The 15507-nt window shown below is 71.6% G+C and carries 14 protein-coding genes and 1 riboswitch; of the genes, 7 read left to right on the plus strand and 7 right to left on the minus strand.

Features of this window, described 5'->3' with window-relative positions:
* Nucleotides 1-42 precede the first annotated feature (42 nt).
* From OG587_RS38735 to OG587_RS38750, 4 genes are all read left to right on the plus strand, one after another.
* Entirely contained in the window at nt 43-765 is a 723-nt protein-coding gene (locus OG587_RS38735; RefSeq protein ID WP_329083796.1) for a VOC family protein, read from the plus strand.
* Nucleotides 766-887: 122 nt separating this feature from the next.
* Nucleotides 888-1109 (plus strand): hypothetical protein, encoded by a 222-nt coding sequence (locus OG587_RS38740; protein ID WP_329083797.1) that lies wholly within the window; start codon nt 888-890, stop codon nt 1107-1109.
* A gap of 87 nt (nt 1110-1196) precedes the next feature.
* Nucleotides 1197-1415 carry a hypothetical protein gene (locus tag OG587_RS38745; RefSeq protein ID WP_329083798.1) on the plus strand — a complete coding sequence of 73 codons (219 nt, stop codon included), beginning with the start codon at nt 1197-1199 and terminating at the stop codon, nt 1413-1415.
* Nucleotides 1416-1491: 76 nt separating this feature from the next.
* Nucleotides 1492-2520, plus strand: a complete 1029-nt coding sequence (locus OG587_RS38750) for a helix-turn-helix transcriptional regulator (RefSeq protein WP_329083799.1) — start codon at nt 1492-1494, stop codon at nt 2518-2520.
* A 108-nt stretch (nt 2521-2628) separates the two neighbouring features.
* On the opposite strand, the gene OG587_RS38755 is transcribed toward OG587_RS38750, so the two are convergent.
* From OG587_RS38755 to OG587_RS38770, 4 genes are all read right to left on the minus strand, one after another.
* Complete coding sequence (locus tag OG587_RS38755) at nt 2629-3720, minus strand: ring-opening amidohydrolase (protein ID WP_329083800.1); 1092 nt, start codon at nt 3718-3720, stop codon at nt 2629-2631.
* Between the two features lie 27 nt (nt 3721-3747).
* Nucleotides 3748-4656: a carbamate kinase gene (locus tag OG587_RS38760; RefSeq protein ID WP_329083801.1), complete on the minus strand. Its 909-nt coding sequence runs from the start codon at nt 4654-4656 to the stop codon at nt 3748-3750.
* A gap of 195 nt (nt 4657-4851) precedes the next feature.
* Nucleotides 4852-5580, minus strand: coding sequence for a thioesterase II family protein (locus OG587_RS38765; protein WP_329083802.1), 729 nt, complete (start codon nt 5578-5580; stop codon nt 4852-4854).
* Nucleotides 5581-5733: 153 nt separating this feature from the next.
* Nucleotides 5734-6327 carry a TetR/AcrR family transcriptional regulator gene (locus OG587_RS38770; protein ID WP_329083803.1) on the minus strand — a complete coding sequence of 198 codons (594 nt, stop codon included), beginning with the start codon at nt 6325-6327 and terminating at the stop codon, nt 5734-5736.
* Between the two features lie 81 nt (nt 6328-6408).
* On the opposite strand from OG587_RS38770, the gene OG587_RS38775 reads away from it, so the two are divergent.
* Nucleotides 6409-8004: an MDR family MFS transporter gene (locus OG587_RS38775; RefSeq protein WP_329083804.1), complete on the plus strand. Its 1596-nt coding sequence runs from the start codon at nt 6409-6411 to the stop codon at nt 8002-8004.
* A 203-nt stretch (nt 8005-8207) separates the two neighbouring features.
* Here OG587_RS38775 and OG587_RS38780 read toward each other — a convergent pair whose 3' ends face one another.
* From OG587_RS38780 to OG587_RS38790, 3 genes are all read right to left on the minus strand, one after another.
* Nucleotides 8208-8711: an RICIN domain-containing protein gene (locus OG587_RS38780; protein WP_329083805.1), complete on the minus strand. Its 504-nt coding sequence runs from the start codon at nt 8709-8711 to the stop codon at nt 8208-8210.
* 227 nt (nt 8712-8938) lie between these two features.
* Nucleotides 8939-9862, minus strand: coding sequence for a bifunctional 5,10-methylenetetrahydrofolate dehydrogenase/5,10-methenyltetrahydrofolate cyclohydrolase (locus tag OG587_RS38785; protein WP_329094132.1), 924 nt, complete (start codon nt 9860-9862; stop codon nt 8939-8941).
* 14 nt (nt 9863-9876) lie between these two features.
* Nucleotides 9877-9959: riboswitch (ZMP/ZTP riboswitch) on the minus strand.
* Nucleotides 9951-11153, minus strand: coding sequence for a pyridoxal phosphate-dependent aminotransferase (locus tag OG587_RS38790; protein WP_329083806.1), 1203 nt, complete (start codon nt 11151-11153; stop codon nt 9951-9953). It overlaps the preceding riboswitch by 9 nt.
* 745 nt (nt 11154-11898) lie before the next feature.
* On the opposite strand from OG587_RS38790, the gene OG587_RS38795 reads away from it, so the two are divergent.
* The gene (locus OG587_RS38795) at nt 11899-13908 is read left to right on the plus strand and encodes a vWA domain-containing protein (protein ID WP_329083807.1); all 2010 of its coding nucleotides are present in this window, start codon (nt 11899-11901) and stop codon (nt 13906-13908) included.
* Nucleotides 13905-15359 carry an extracellular solute-binding protein gene (locus OG587_RS38800; RefSeq protein ID WP_329083808.1) on the plus strand — a complete coding sequence of 485 codons (1455 nt, stop codon included), beginning with the start codon at nt 13905-13907 and terminating at the stop codon, nt 15357-15359. The genes OG587_RS38795 and OG587_RS38800 overlap by 4 nt, the downstream gene beginning before the upstream one ends.
* Nucleotides 15360-15507 lie beyond the last annotated feature (148 nt).

Raw genomic sequence — 15507 nt, forward strand, 5'->3', positions numbered from 1 at the left:
TGTCCTGTCCGCGCCCGTGAGCCGACGGATTGGAGATGTGGGATGACCTCTCAGCTCGTCGCGCTCTGCTTCGACGCGAACGACCCGCTCCGTCTCGCGCGCTTCTGGACCGGAGTCCTGGGCTGGGAGATGGCCGACGACCGCCATGACGGCATCGCGCTCCTGCCGAGCGACGACACCGGGTTCCGGATCCGATGTCTTCCGGCCCGGGAGAGGAAGGCCGGCCCGAACCAGATGCACTTCGACCTGACGAGCACGTCCCTTGAGGACCAGCGGCAGACGGTGGCGAGGTCGCTCGGGCTCGGTGCGCGGCACATCGACATCGGGCAGCGCCCGGAGGAGGGCCATGTGGTGCTCGCCGACCCCGAGGGCAACGAGTTCTGCGTCATCGGGCCGGACAACGACTTCCTCGCCGACTGCGGATTCGTCGGCGCGCTCGCGTGCGACGGCTCGCAGGAGGTCGGATACTTCTGGAGCGAGGCGCTGGGCTGGCCGCTGGTCTGGGACCAGGACCAGGAGACCGCGATCCGCTCGCCGCACGGCGGTCCGAAGATCACGTGGGGCGGTCCGCCGGTGGCGCCGAAGACCGGGAAGAACAGGCTGCACTTCGACGTCGCCCCACCTGCGCACGGTGATCAGCAAGCGGAGGTCGACCGTCTCGTCTCCCTCGGGGCGACTCGGGTCGACGTCGGCCGGCGCGAGGCCGGTCAGGTGGTGATGGCCGATCCCGACGGCAACGAGTTCTGTGTGCTGACCCCCCGATAGGCCGCCGGACCGGTGACGTGGGACGCCTTGCCGGGGTACGTAGTTTCCCCCATCGACGCCGGTGTGATCGTTCAGCACACTGATGAGGTACCTCCCGGAGAACCCCTGGTCGAAGGAGCCCCGTGAAACACGCACGCCGTCTCGTCATCGCCTCGCTGGCGACCGCCGCCTTGCTGGTCCCGATCGGCACTCCCGCCTACGCCACGGACTGCTACCAGGACTTCAACAGCAACTACAACAACCTGCGCAGCCAGGGCTACAGCCATAACGCGGCCGCCGCCGCCGCGACCATCACCTACGAGGAGTGCCTGGAGACCACCAAGCACTCACCCAAGCCAGAGTGACGCCATGGTTTCCCTCATCGACGCCGGCGTGATCGTTCAGCACACCGATGAGGCATCTCCCGGAGAACCCCTGGTCAAAGGAGCCCCGTGAAACACGCACGCCGTCTCGTCATCGCCTCGCTGGCGACCGTCGCATGGCTGATCCCCGCCGGCACCCCCGCCCACGCCTCGGAGTGCTACCAGGACTTCAACCACAACTACAACGTCCTGCGCAGCCAGGGCTACAGCCACGAGGTCGCCTTCTCCGACGCGCTCATCACCTACGAGGAGTGCCTGGAGACCACCAGGCACTCGCCCGAGCCGTAGTGACGCCATAAGATCACGAAGGAAGGCGACGGGGAGTCCGCGCGGCCCCCGGCCGCACCGAGCCGGGGGATCTCGTATGCGTGAGTCCAGTCTCAGACGGCTCCTGAGCGCGCTTCGCGAGTGCGAGCAGGCGGCCCCGGGCGAAGATCTGTTCCCCCGGATGCTGTCGGCGCTGTCCGCGGTGGTGGACACCGACGTCATCGCCTACAAAACCCTGGATCTGCGTGCCGGCCAGGTCGAGCAGCATCCCTGGCCCCCCGTCGCCCTCCCCGCGGACCTGGTGCGCAACTTCACCCGGTTGTTCGCCGAGCATCCGTTCCTCAGTCCCCTGGGGTGGCCCGGCGGCCATGACGGCCCGCTCCGGCTCAGCGACCTGGTCACCCGCCATCAGTGGCACAGCCTGGACCTCTACCACGAGTTCTATCGCCCGCTGGGTATCGAGTACCAGATGATGGGTGTCCTGGGCATACAGCACGGCGTGCTCACCGGCATCGGTCTCAACCGCGTCGACGGCGACTTCACCGACACCGACCTGCAACTCATGGAAGTGGCCTCTCCCCACCTGTCGGCCCTTCTGCGGGCCGCGCGCGCCACGGCGTGGCTGGAGTCGGCGCTGGCCGCCCTCGACGCCCTCGACGACACCGCCCACGGCGTGCTCCTCCTCGGGCCGCACGCGACGGCCAGGGCCGCCAACCGCATCGCCCGCGTTCTCCTGGCCGCCCACTTCCCCAGGCACACCCGCGACGGCGGCCCTCTTCCCGAGGAGATCGCCGCGTGGCTCGCGGCACACCGCCGGACACCCGACCCGGGCGAGCCACCCGTCCCGGACTACGTGGCCGAGCATGACGGCCGCAGCCTGACGGTCCGCCTGGTCCCGTACCGCTCCCACGGCGCGCTGCTCCTGACCGAGTCCACTCCCCGGCTGTCCGTCCGCGAGTCCGACGTGTTGCGGCTCGTCGCCGGTGGACGCACCAGTGAGGGGATCGCCCGCACCCTGGAGATCAGCCCCCGCACCGTCGAGAAGCATCTGGCGAACATCTACGCCAAGCTCGGCGTCACCAACCGTACCGAGGCGGCCATGCGCGTCTTCGGCCGTAACCCGTAACCCCTGGCCCCTGGCCCGTGCCCCGGCCGCGGGCGGGTGACGGCCAGGTGACGGCCAGGCCCGCACGCGGAGGCACGCGCGGGCGGCGCGTGCCGGAGCGCGTGACCGTCAGCCGAGGTCGGCGATGGCGGCCACCGGGCCGCCGCCGCTGGGGCCCTGGTGGACCGCCGCGACCGAGACGAACACGGCCGGGTCCCCGGTGACGCTCGCCGCGACGCCGCCGACGGTGGCCTTGATCTGGCGGTGCCAGTGCACGTCGGAGTCGTCGAGCATGATGTTGCGACGGCCCCGCACGCTGCCCGACGGGTCGGCCTCGCACTTCATGAAGACGTTGACGAGCTTGTCGCCCAGGTCGGACGGGTGGGGGCGCTCGGGCAGCTCGATGCCGCTGGAGCGGATGGCCTCCCAGATTCCGTCGGCGTCCAGCGCGTCCTTCATGACCGAGTGACCGATCCGGTATCGGCCACCGATCCCCCGTACGTTGCCGACGACCACGATCTGGGCCCGGTCCAGCTCGACGCCCGAGGAGCACGAGGCGACGGAGGAGTAGAGCGACAGGTCGCGGTGGATCTGGTCGGCGGCCGGCATCTCGATCTCGCCGAGGGCGACGGCGATGCCGAGGGCGGTGGTGGAGTTGGAGATGTCCATCGACGGGCCGGTGTCCTCGATCACCACGTCCTTGCCGCGCGACTTGGCGTCGTTGATCGTGGACAGGGTGAGCAGCGGGGTCTTGGTCTGGACGTAGTGGACGTCGGCGGGGTCGTCGATCCCGGCGAGCTTCATGGCCTCGCGGACTCCGGCGGCGACCTTCTCCACCATCGCGGGGCGGCCGATGTCCTCGGGCAGGATCACGTCGCTCATCGCGATGCCGACACTCACCCTCGGCTCGTCACCCGGCTCGGCGTTCGCGGTGGTGGCGAAGATCGTGGCGTGCGGGCTGAGCACGCCGTCGGTGCCGCCCGACCACACCAGCGGCACGCTCTCGGGAGACGGGTGCCCCTTGGCCGCGAGCACCCCGCGAAAGGCCGTGTCGGCCAGGATGCGGGTGTAGTCGTTCACCCCGCCGTTGCCCTCGGTCTTGCCGATCACCGCGAGCACCCGGTGCGCCTCGATCACCCCGTCGTCGATGAGCCTGGCCAGCCCGGAGGCGTCGGTCACACTCTCGATGGGCACCTTGCGCACTTCAATGGGTTCGGGCATCCCTGCCACCTTTCGATCGCGTCATGTTCACTTTCGCACCACGGTGCCGGTCTCCCCGGTGAGCGCCGCTCCCATGTCCTCGAGGGAGGTGATCACCGATCGGTCACCGCCCTGCTCGACGAAGCGCAGCGCGGCCTCGACCTTCGGGCCCATGCTGCCCCCGGCGAAGTGTCCCGCGGCGTGCAACACGCGCAGCTCGGCCGCGGTGACGTGGCCCAGGGGCCGGGCCTGGGGCGTACCGAACCCGACGACGGCCCGGGGGACGTCGGTCGCGATGACCAGGACCGTGGCCCGCACGGCCCTGGCGAGCACGGCGGCGGCGAGGTCCTTGTCGATCACGGCCTCGACCCCGGCCAGCCGCCCCTCCGCGTCGCGGGTCACGGGCACGCCGCCGCCCCCCGCGGCCACGACGGTGAATCCCGCGGCGACCAGCGCGGCCACCGCGGGCGCGTCGAGGATCTCCAGCGGCTCGGGGGAGGCCACCACGCGGCGCCAGCCCCGCTCGAAGCGGCGCCAGGTCTGGCCGAGATCCTCGAAGCGGCGCGCCTCCGCCTCGCTGAAGTAGCGGCCGATCGGCTTGACCGGGTCCTGGAAGGCCGGGTCGGCGGGGTCGACGAGCGTACGGGTGACCACGGCCGCCGCGCGGCCGTCGAGCGCGTTGAGGATGAGGGTGCCGATGGTGGCCTGCGTCTGCGCCCCGCACCAGTCGAGCGGCACCGGGGGCACGACGTGGGCGGCGAGCTGGTTCTTCAGGATCAGGTTGCCGACCTGGGGGCCGTTGCCGTGGGTGAGGGTCACCTGGTGGCCGTCCTCGATGAGCGCGACGACGTGACGCATGGCCTGCTCGACCGCGCGGTGCTGGTCGCCCGGCGAGGCGCCGCCGTCGGGCCCGGTCATCGCGTTGCCACCGAGCGCGATCAGTACTCGTTCACCCACCTGGCCGACGCTAACGGCCTCCCCGTTCCACCTCATGGGCACTCATTGCCCAAGGAGCACCCTTCCTTCGACACAACCAGCCAACCGGGCGGCTCGCGCGGGCCTCGCGGAGGCGGACATGACCCGGGAGCGGTACGGCTTCCACCGTCCGAAGCCCGTTCCAGGACGTTCCCATGTCCACTCATCGCGGCCCGCTCACCCCATGAGGGTCCGGGCGATCTCCTCGACCACCGGCGCGCGTCGCGGCTGCAGGTAGAAGTGGTCGCCGGGGAAGACCGTCAGGGAGAAGCCGGAGCTCGTAAGGGCCTCCCACGACTTGGCCTGGACCGGGGTGACCACCGGGTCGGCGTCGCCGACGAGGGCGGAGATCGGGGTGTGCAGCGGAGGTCCGGGACGGTGGCGGTACGCCTCGACCAGGCGGAAGTCCGCGCGGACGTAGGGCAGGACGAGCTCGCGCATCGCCCGGTGGGACAGGATCTCCACCTCGGTGCCACCGAGTCTCGCCAGCTCGGCCACGAAGCGGTCGTCGTCGTACTCCGAGATCGCGGGCCTGTCGCGGGGGTCGTGCGGCGCTCTCGCGCCGGACACGAACAGCTGCGCCGGGGCGATTCCCCTGGCCTCGAGGCGACGCGTGACCTCGTAGGCGAGCGTCGCCCCCATGCTGTGCCCGAACAGCGCGAAACGCCGGTCCAGCAGCGGCAGCATCGACCCGGTCACCTCGTCGGCCAGCGCGTCCATGTCGTCCGGCAGCGGCTCGGTGAACCGGTCGGCCCTGCCGGGAAGCTGCGTCGCGTGCAGCTCGACGGACGCGGGCAGCAGCTCGGACCACGCGCGGTAGGCGTTGGCCGACCCGCCCGCGTGCGCGAGGCAGAACAGCCGCGTGGTCGCCCCCGGGCGGGGAAAGGCACAGCGCAACCAGGTCATGTGACCATGGTCGCACGCCTCGGGCGACCGGGTGATCGCGGATGGCTCCGGCGCCGCCCGCCCGGTGGCCGGGTCACGAGGAGCGTCCGCGCACCGGGCGGAAATCGAATCGGGCGACGCGTTCGGACCCGTCCCGAACGCACCGCGCCGGCGTCACCGCGCCGGCGCCGGGGCGGTGCCGGGATCCCCCACCCCGAGGCAGGCCTCGAAGACGGTGGTGAGCCGGGCGACCACGGTCTCGTGGTCGGGGGCGTCGCCGGCGTCGGGGCCGTAGAGCTGGCGCATCGTGCCGCTGCCGGTGACGAGCGCGGTGGCGACCATCGCCCGGAAGGTCGCGTCGGGACCGGAGAGCCGTGCCGACAGGGGGCCCAGGATCGCCGAGCTGACCCGGTCGCGGATGATCTCGTGGATCTCCGGGGCGCTGGACGACCGGATGAGCGCGGCCAGCACCACGCTCCCCTGGTCGGAGCGGAGCCGTTCGGCGACGTACTCGGCCAGGCGGCGGGGCAGCTCCTCCTCGGGGCCCTCCAGGACACCGGGGAAGCGCCCCTGCATCGCGAGCACCTCGGCGAACAGGTCGCGCTTGCTGCCGAAGTAGCGGTTGATCAGCGCGATGTTGGCGTCCGCCCCCGCGGCGATCATCCGCATCGTCACCTGGTCGTACCCGAGGTCGGCGAACAGCCGGCGGGCGGCGTCGAGGATGCGCCGCCTGGTGCCCTCCCTGTCGCGCTGCCGTATCTCATCCACCTACGGGATCCTTCCAGATTTGACGAGTAAACAAGCGTCTACTAACTTCATGTGTACTGTACATGCATTGGGGGACGGTTCATGCTGACCGAACAACGGATCCAGGCCGAGGCCGCACCGCGTTTCACCCACAGACAGGTGCTGGAGATCCTGGCCGGACTGATGCTCGCCATGCTGACGTCGATGATCTCGACGTCCGTGGTGGGGACCGCGCTGCCGACGATCGTCGGCACGCTCGGCGGTCAGGAGCAGCTCGCCTGGGTGGCCGGCGCGACCCTGCTGACTATGACCGCCTCCACCCCGATCTGGGGCAAGCTCTCCGACCTCTACGGCCGCAAGCTCATGTTCCAGGTCTCGCTGGTCGTCTTCGTGCTGTCCTCCATCGCCGCCGGGTTCTCCCAGGACATGGGCCAGCTCATCGCGGCCAGGGCGCTGCAGGGCATCGGCGCCGGCGGCCTCGCCGCGCTGCCGCAGATCATCCTCGGCGACGTGGTCGAGCCCCGCGAGCGCGGGCGCTACTCCGGCTACATCGGCGCGGTCTTCGGCGTCTCGACGGTGGCCGGCCCGCTGCTCGGCGGGTTCATCGTGGACAACATGTCCTGGCGCTGGACCTTCTGGTTCTGCGTGCCGCTGGCCGTGGTCGCGTTCGTCGTCATCCAGAAGGTGCTGAAGCTGCCGCTCGTCCGGCGCGACACGAAGGTCGACTGGTGGGGCGCGACCTTCATCACCGGCGGCACCACCGCACTGATGCTGCTGCTCTCCCTCGGGGGCAAGGAGTTCGACTGGAACTCCGCGTGGACCTACGGCCTGGGCGCGCTCAGCCTGGCGATGTTCGGCCTCACCGTCGTCGCCGAGCGCCGGGCCGCCGACCCGATCCTGCCCCCGCACCTGTTCCGCGACCGCACCTTCGTGCTCACCTCCGTCGCCTCCCTGCTGGTCGGCGCGGCGATGTTCGGCGCGCTGATGTTCCTGCCGCAGTATCTGCAGATCGTCAAGGGCATGAGCCCCACCGCCTCGGGCCTGATGACCCTGCCCCTGGTGCTCGGCCTGCTCACCTCCTCGATCCTGACCGGCCGGTTCGTCAGCAGGACGGGCCGCTGGAAGATCTTCCCCGTGGTGGGCATGCTGCTGGTCGCGCTCGGGCTGTTCCTGCTCTCCCGCCTGCACGTCGACAGCTCGCTGGTGATCATCGGCCTCGACAACGCGGTGCTCGGCATCGGGCTCGGCGCCTCCATGCAGATCCTGATCCTGGCCGCCCAGAACGCGGTGACCCGCGCGAACCTCGCCTCGGCGACCTCCGGGGTGTCCTTCTTCCGCTCCCTCGGCGGCGCGGTGGGCGTCGCGGCCTTCGGCGCGATCCTGTCCAACCGGCTCACCTCGGAGCTGGTCTCCCTCGCGAAGGCGGCGAACCTGCCGCTGAGCGGCGGCGCGGTCCCCAGCCTCGGCTCTCCCGAGGCCATCCACGCTCTCCCCGCGCCGATCCTGGAGATCATCCTGGAGGCCTTCACCCGGGCGATGAGCGCGGTCTTCGTGGTCGGTGTCCCGATCGCCGTCCTCGCCGCGGTGGCCGCCCTGATGCTCAAGGAGATCCCGCTGCGCTCGGCGCGGGCCGCCACCCCGGCCGCCCCCGCCGCCGACCCCGCCGCCGCCTCGCCGGTCATCGCGGGAAGGCCATAACACCCCCGCACCGCCCGGGGCCGGTCCGCTCTCCGGCCGGCCCCGGGCCCTCTCACGCCCGCCTCGCGCGAGCCGGCCCTCCCCCGGGCGGGGGCGGCCCCTCGCGGCGGCGCCGCGGGAGCCGCCCCCCTTCCCCGTCCGAGGTCAGGCCCCGGCGCGGGGAACCGGCGGATACGGCCCGTACCGCCGCCCGCGGGCGGCCGTCAGAGCGTCCACTTCTGGTTGGCCCAGCCGTTGCAGTTCCACAGCTGCACCTTGGTCCCGTTCGAGCCGATGGTCCCCAGGTCCGCGTCCAGGCAGCGCCCGTTGTACATGCTGTAGATCGTGCGGCTCGTCGCGTCGTAGATCCATTTCTGGTTGGCCCAGCCGTTGCAGTCCCAGAGCTGCACCTTGGTCCCGTTCGCGTTGATGGTCCCGAGATCGGCGTCCAGACAGCGGCCGTTCTCCTTGCTGTGGATCGTGTGACTGGACACGTCGTAGCTCCACGACTGGTTGGCCCAGCCGTTGCAGCCCCACAGCTGCACCTTGGTCCCGTTCGGGCCGATGGTGCCGAGGTCGGCGTCCAGGCAGCGCCAGTTCTGGTGGCTGCGGATGGGCCCCCACGCGGCGGAGTCCGAGCCGGAGGCGGTCGCCGCGCCCGGAACGAACCCCGCGCAACCGAGCGCGACCGCCGCCGCCGACGCCAGCACCCTGAATCCCCGTCGCATCGTCGATGCTCTCCTTCCTGCGAATCACGGCGATGGAGAGCGACGCGCGTCATCGGGAGGAACCCGCCCGCCCCACCCGCTCCGCACCGTGCGTACCGCCCCCGCGGGCACGCCCGTCGATCACTCTCCGCAGCAGAAGGTACACGTAGAGAGATCGATTCCGGGGCGGCGACACGGCGACCGGCGTTTCGCGAGGCGGGCGCGTCCTCAGCGCGTCCCCAGGGCGGCTACCGGGCACCGCCCTCCCCGGGGGAACCCGTGGCGCGCTCGGCCGCCGTGATCGCGTTGCGGAACAGCATCGCGACCGTGGTGGGCCCGACCCCGCCGACCCTGGGGGTGATGGCCCCGGCCACCCGGGCGCAGGACTCGTCGACGTCGGGCAGCAGGCGCCTGCCCTCGTAACGCACCCCGCCGCCGATGACGACGGCGCCGGGCTTGACGTGCTCGGGCTGGACGATCCCCGGCACGCCCGCGGCGGCGACCAGGACGTCGGCGCGCCGCGTGTAGCGGGGCCAGTCGCTCACCCCGGTGTGCACGACGGTGACGGCGGCGTTCGCCGTCGGGCGCTTCTGCGCGAGGAGGATCGACAGGGGACGGCCGAGCGTGGCCCCGCGCCCGAGGACGACCACCTCCCGGCCCGCCACCGGGATGTCGTAGTACGCGAGCAGCGCCTCGATCCCGGCGGGCGTGCACGGCAGCGGGCCCGGGAGCTCCAGTGCCAGCCGCCCGATGTTGAGCGGGTGCATGCCGTCGACGTCCTTGTCCGGATCCATGACCTGCAGGGCCCGGTCGTAGTCGAGGTGCCTGGGGACGGGGTGCTGCACGAGCAGCCCGTGCACCGCCGGGTCCTCGTTGAAGGCGGTGATGACCGCGTGCAGGTCCGCCTGGGTGGCGCTCGCGGGCAGGTGCTCGTGCGGGGAGGCGAAACCGAGCTCGGCGGCCTGCCGCTGCTTGATGCGGATGTATCCGGCGCTGGCGTCGTCGTCACCGACCAGGACCGTCGCCAGGCTCGGGGTGATCCCCCTGCCGGTCAGGGCGGCCACCCGGGTGGCCACGTCGGCGAGAATGCTTTCCGCGACCGGGCCGCCGGGAAGCAGCCGGGCCGACGGCGCGCTCTCGGGCTCGGGACCGTTCGATGCGGGCTGGGGCATGCGCGTCCTCTCGGCGTGGGCGCCCAGGCGGTCGACTCCCACGACGAGCTCCCCGATGGTTGATGCCATCCTCTTGCCGCCAGTCGCGTCACCTCCAGGATGCCCGATCAACCCCCGCGGGTCGAACCGCCCCGAGCCCGGCCAGCCGGCTCACCGCCTCGTCGATGACCTCGTCCCGCTTGCAGAAGGCGAAGCGGACGAAGTGGCTCCCGCGCCCGGGGCGGGCGTAGAAGACCTGGGTGGGGATGGCGACCACTCCCGCCAGCGACGGCAGCTCGCGGGTCAGGGCGAGGCCGTCGGTGAAGCCCAGGGGGCGGATGTCGGTCTGCACGAAGTAGGTGCCCGCGGGACGGTAGACCTCGAAGCCCGCCGCGGACAGCCCCGCCGTCAGGCGGTCGCGCTTGGACTCCAGGTCCGCCCGCAGGGAGGAGACCCAGTCGAGCTCGTGGCGCAGGCCGTGGGCGACGGCGAGCTGCCAGGGCGCGGCGGCGGTGAAGGTGAGGAACTGCTTGACGGTCTGCGCGGCCCTGACGAGCTCGGGCGGCGCGCAGATCCAGCCCGTCTTCCAGCCGGTGACCGAGAAGGTCTTGCCCGCGGAGGAGATCATCACGGTGCGCTCGCGCATGCCCGGCAGGGTGGCCATCGGCACGTGCTCGACGCCGTCGAAGGTGAGGTGTTCGTAGACCTCGTCGGTGACGGCCACCAGGTCGCGCTCCAGGCACAGCTGGGCGATCTCGTCCAGCTCGGCGCGGGTGAGGACGGTTCCGGTGGGATTGTGCGGGGAGTTGACCAGGACGGCCCGGGTACGCGGCCCGGCGGCGGCGCGCAGCTCGGCGGGGTCGAAGGTGAAGCGGCCCTCGACCGGGCGCAGGGTGACCGGGCGGAGCACGGCCCCGGCGAGGGCGACGGCGGCGGCGTAGGAGTCGTAGTACGGCTCGAAGGCGATCACCTCGTCACCGGGCTCGCACAGCGCGAGGATCGTCGCGGCGATGGCCTCGGTGGCGCCGACGGTGACGAGGATCTCGCCGTCGGGGTCGTAGTCGAGCCCGTAGTGGTCCTTGCGGTGCTCGGAGACGGCCCGGCGCAGCTCGGGCACGCCCGGTCCCGGCGGGTACTGGTTGGAGCCCTCGCGGATCGCCGACACCGCCCGTTCCAGCATCGCGGCGGGCCCGTCGGTGTCGGGGAAGCCCTGGCCGAGGTTGATCGAGCCGGTCCGCAGGGCAAGCGCCGACATCTCGGCGAAGATGGTCGTGCCGAACTCGCGCATCCGCGCCACCAGAGGATCATTCACGCGCTCCAGCGTAGTCCCGCTCTCCATCGGCATCTCGTGGCCGCCGTCGCGTCCCCCTTACCGAGCCGTCCCCTTCCGGAGAACACCTCTTCCCTTCCGGAGAACGCCCCGGACGCGGTGACAGGGGTACGGGCGGGTCGTGGGGAGAGTGATCGACCGGCGTTCATCGGAAGTACCGCGGAAAACCGGCGGGAGCACGACCGGAAAGCGTCGGAGAAACGATCGAAAACGCGCCACGCGATTCACACACCGGCAGCGCCCGGCGAGAAGCCGTCCGATTACCGATCGCGTCACCGCGCCATTGGACGACATTTGTCAATCAACGTCGGACAAGCAAGACATGGGCGATCGAGGAATCTCCGCCACCACCGTTAGAACGCCGCCGAAAGGCCGGACGACCTGCGAGCCCGCGGCGGTTCCAGCGCGGATCCGGGCACCGGACGCGCGGATCACACCCCCGGACGCGGCCCGGCGGCGACCCCGGCGAGGACCGGCGGACCGGCGCGCGACCGGCGCGCCCATCCCCGTGGGAACCGGGCCCTCATTCCGCCGAAGTTCACAATGCGGACGTAAAGCGCCACCCCGAATGCCCTGGTCGCCCTCCTGTCCGTAAATGCGGCCGACCGTAAACACCCCGGTGGTGAATCCCCGTCCCGTAGATCACAGAAACCCTCTCTCGGTGGTGATGATCCGACGTAGGGTGAACGCGAGGTCTCGGGAAACCACCGGCGGAGACAACTGACAGATGGTGAACAGCGAGAAGACCGTGAAGACCCCGCCTTCCGCGGACACCACCGGCTCGACGGAACGCGCCTGGCAGATGGTGACGGGTTTCTCCAATGCCCTCGTCCAGACGCTGCTCGTGCTTCTCGCCCTCTCCATTTCCACGGTCTCGAAAGTGGCCCTGGTTCTCGGGATTCTCGCGCTCACGGCACTGACCATCTTCCCCGGCCACCTGCTGAAGAGCACCGCCTGGCTGCGCCGCGCGGTTCCGGAACGCCTGTACGGGGTTCTCGGGGTGTTCTCCCAGTGGGTGCGCCAGGACGTCTGGTGGCTTCTCTCCACCGGCGTCCTGATCACCGTCGTCGCCGCCCTGGCCGTCGTTCCCAAGGACGAGCCGTGGGTCACCTGCCAGATCCCCGACGAGATCACGCTCCTGGCGTCCGCCGAGACCTCCCCGGCCATCCAGCGGGCGGCCGGGGAGTTCATGGCCGGGAAGGTCGACTGGTGGGGCTGCCGGCAGATGAACATCAACGTCAGCGGGCTGCGCGCCGGCGAGGTGCGAGACCGGCTGGCCGACTGGACGTTCCCCGTCCAGCCGGCCACCGGGCGGGCGGCGGAGCGGCCGGCGGGGAAACCCCCGGGCGCCCGGCCGGACGGGTGGATCGCCGACTCCCTCCAGGAGATCGACTACATGGACAGGGGCACGAACGGCGTGCCGGCGTTCGGCGAGCGGACGGTCGTCGCGACCTCGCCGCTGGTCATCGCCGCGCCGGAGGATCTCGCCGAGGAGCTCACCGAGGCCAGCCGGAACCCCGGAGACCGCGACTGGGCCGACCTGCTGCGCGGCAGGCCCGGCGCCCGGCAGCAGGTCGTGCGCACCCATCCGCTGGCCTCCAACGTCGGCCTGATGGCCACGGCCGCCGCCCCCGGCCCCTCGGAGGGGCTGTCCAGGAAGGTGCGGCCGGGCGACACCGTCCGCGACGTGATGTGCCGGTACGCGAGCTCCCTCGACACGTCCGCGATGGTCATGACCGAGCAGCAGTTCTACGAGCTCACCGTCGCGCTGTCGGGCGCCGACCCCGCGCTTCCCGCGTCGGGCGGCTGCGCCGTCCCCGGTGCGGGCGGCGGGTGGCCGTCGCCGAGCGCCACACTGCGGAACGCCGGGGAGAGGCCGTCAGAACTGGCCGTCGTCTACCCGAGGGGCGGCCACGCCATGCGGTACGCGTGCGTCTCCAAGCGGTGGCCGGATCTGAGACGGCCCCCGGCCGTCGAACGGACGGTCGAGGAGTTCTGCGACTTCCTGCGGGAGGCCCTCCCCCGCTACGGATTCCGTGACGCCGAGGGCCGTCTGAACGTAGAGAGGCTGCCGGTGAAGGCGCACCGGCTGAGGAGTGACGCGCCGGTGGCGGCGAACTGGAAGCCGGACATCCCCAAGCTGCTGTACAAGCTGGCGACCCCCCTCGCCGACCACGTCCTCGTCGTGGTCGACGTCTCCGGCTCGATGGCGCGCAACAAGGTGAACGACGGCAGATCACGGCTGGAGGCGGCGATCCAGGTGGCCCAGCTCGCCGTCACGTCCAAGCGCGGTGAGCGGACCACCGGAATCATGACGTTCTTCCCCGATGACGACCACGCCGTTCCCCTCGCGCCCGTCGGCGACGAGGGAAAGGCCCTCACCGGCAGGCTCACCGACGTCCAGAACGCCTACCGGGGCGGTTCGCGCCCCGATCCCCCGATGCGCCCCATCATCGCGAAGGCGCTCGACCAGATGGAAAGGACGGGTGACCCGGCGGAGCGAAAGGCCGTGCTCGTGCTCACCGACGGCGGGAACCCAAGGGGGCTGACCGGCGAGGACATCAGGGGACACGGCGGTGTCCGCCTGCTGATGCTCTCCTTCGACCTGCACGGCTGCGACACGTCCCCGCTGCCGCGGCTCCGGGACGAGGGCCTGCTGTCCTGCTACGACGCGAGCACCGACCCCGACCAGAAGCTGGACGACGCGTTCACCGAACTCCGGACGATCACCGAATGAGCCGCCCCTCGCCGTCCACGCCCTCCTCGCCACCTTCGCCGTCCACGTCAGGTGGGACGGGCGGGCGGGGCACGCCCTCCGGGGCGGAGCCGGTCGGCCACGGGGTGCTCCTTCTCCTCCTGCTGCTGGCCTGCCTCCCCTCCCTGGCGGCGAGCGCCGCGCCCACGCCGCCCCCCGGACCGCCCAGGGACGACTGCGTCCTGCGCATCGCCAGCGGCGCCGACGTCTCGGGAGGTGCCCGCGAGCGGGCGCTCGAAGCCGTCTGGAACGGCGTCAAGGGCAGGCCCCGGGCGTGCTTCGTGGCGATCTCCTCGGTCGCGGACGAGCAGCGCAGCGCGATGATCTCGGCCGCCCAGGCGAAGACGGGGCACTACGACGTGTACAACCTCGACATCCAGTGGATCCCCGAGTTCGCCGAGGAGGGCTACCTGCGCCCGATCGACAGCGCCGCGCACGGCGGGACCAACGACTTCCTCTCCCAGATCTGGTCCGCGGGCGCCTGGAACGGCGTCCAGTACGCGGTGCCGTTCAACACCGACGTGGGACTGCTCTACTACCGCGACGACCTGCGGGTACCGGCGGGCTGGCAGGACATGACCGGCCTCGCGAAGGCACGCCGCGCCGGGCCCGACCCCACCGCCCTCGGGCTCGCCGGGCAGTTCGCCTCCTACGAGGGGCTCACGGTCAACGCCCTGGAGGCTATCTGGGCCAACGGCGGGGACGTGGTCGACCCGGACGGCCACGTGGTGATCACCCGGAAGGAGAGCGTGGAGGCCGTCGGACGGCTCATCGAGACGGTGAGGGCGGGCGTGATCTCCGGGGAGACCCTCGGCAGCACGGAGGCGGAGTCACTGACCGCCTTCCGCGAGAGGCACGCGCTGTTCCTGCGGCACTGGCCCTACGCCCACGAGGTGCTCTCCGGGGAACGGAGGTCGGGCGGGATCGCCTTCCGCGCGGCGCCACTGCCCTGGCAGGGAGTCCTCGGCGGCCAGTACCTCGCCGTCTCCAGGCACACCCCCCGGCGCGACGTCGCGCAGCGGCTGGTGGCGGCGCTGACCGGCGGAAAGGCGGCCGGGCTGCTCTACCACTGCGGCGGGTTCGCCCCGGCCAGGGTCTCCGCCCTCTACACGGAGGCGGGAACCGGCTGCGGCGGCCCGGCACCCGCGGCGACCTCGCCCAAGCCCACGTCCGGGTCCAAGCCCGGATCCGCCCCCTCCCCCACCGCCGAACCGGAGTCCGAGGGCGTACGGCCCGACACGCTGCTGCGCGCGCTGACGCAGGCCAGGGCCCGCCCGCCCTCCCCGTACTACAGCGAGTTCAGCCGGGTCTTCCGCACGGAGGTCCACGAGTTGCTCGGCTGCTGGTCGCTCGGGCGGAAGGGCTGCGAGGACGCGAAGACGTTCACGGCCGGCCTCGCCCCCAAGCTGAGAAAGGCGCTGGCCGGCGGCTGACGCTCCCTCCAGCACTCCACGGCCGACGGCTGACGCTCCCCCCGGCACTCCACGGCCGGCGGCTGACGCTCCCCCCGGCACTCCACGGCCGGTGGCGCTTCGGCGATCGCCCTCGCCTCCGCGAGCCCGGCCGACACGACGGCGATGA

It is taken from the genome of Streptosporangium sp. NBC_01469, from assembly GCF_036227305.1.
Lineage (GTDB): Bacteria > Actinomycetota > Actinomycetes > Streptosporangiales > Streptosporangiaceae > Streptosporangium.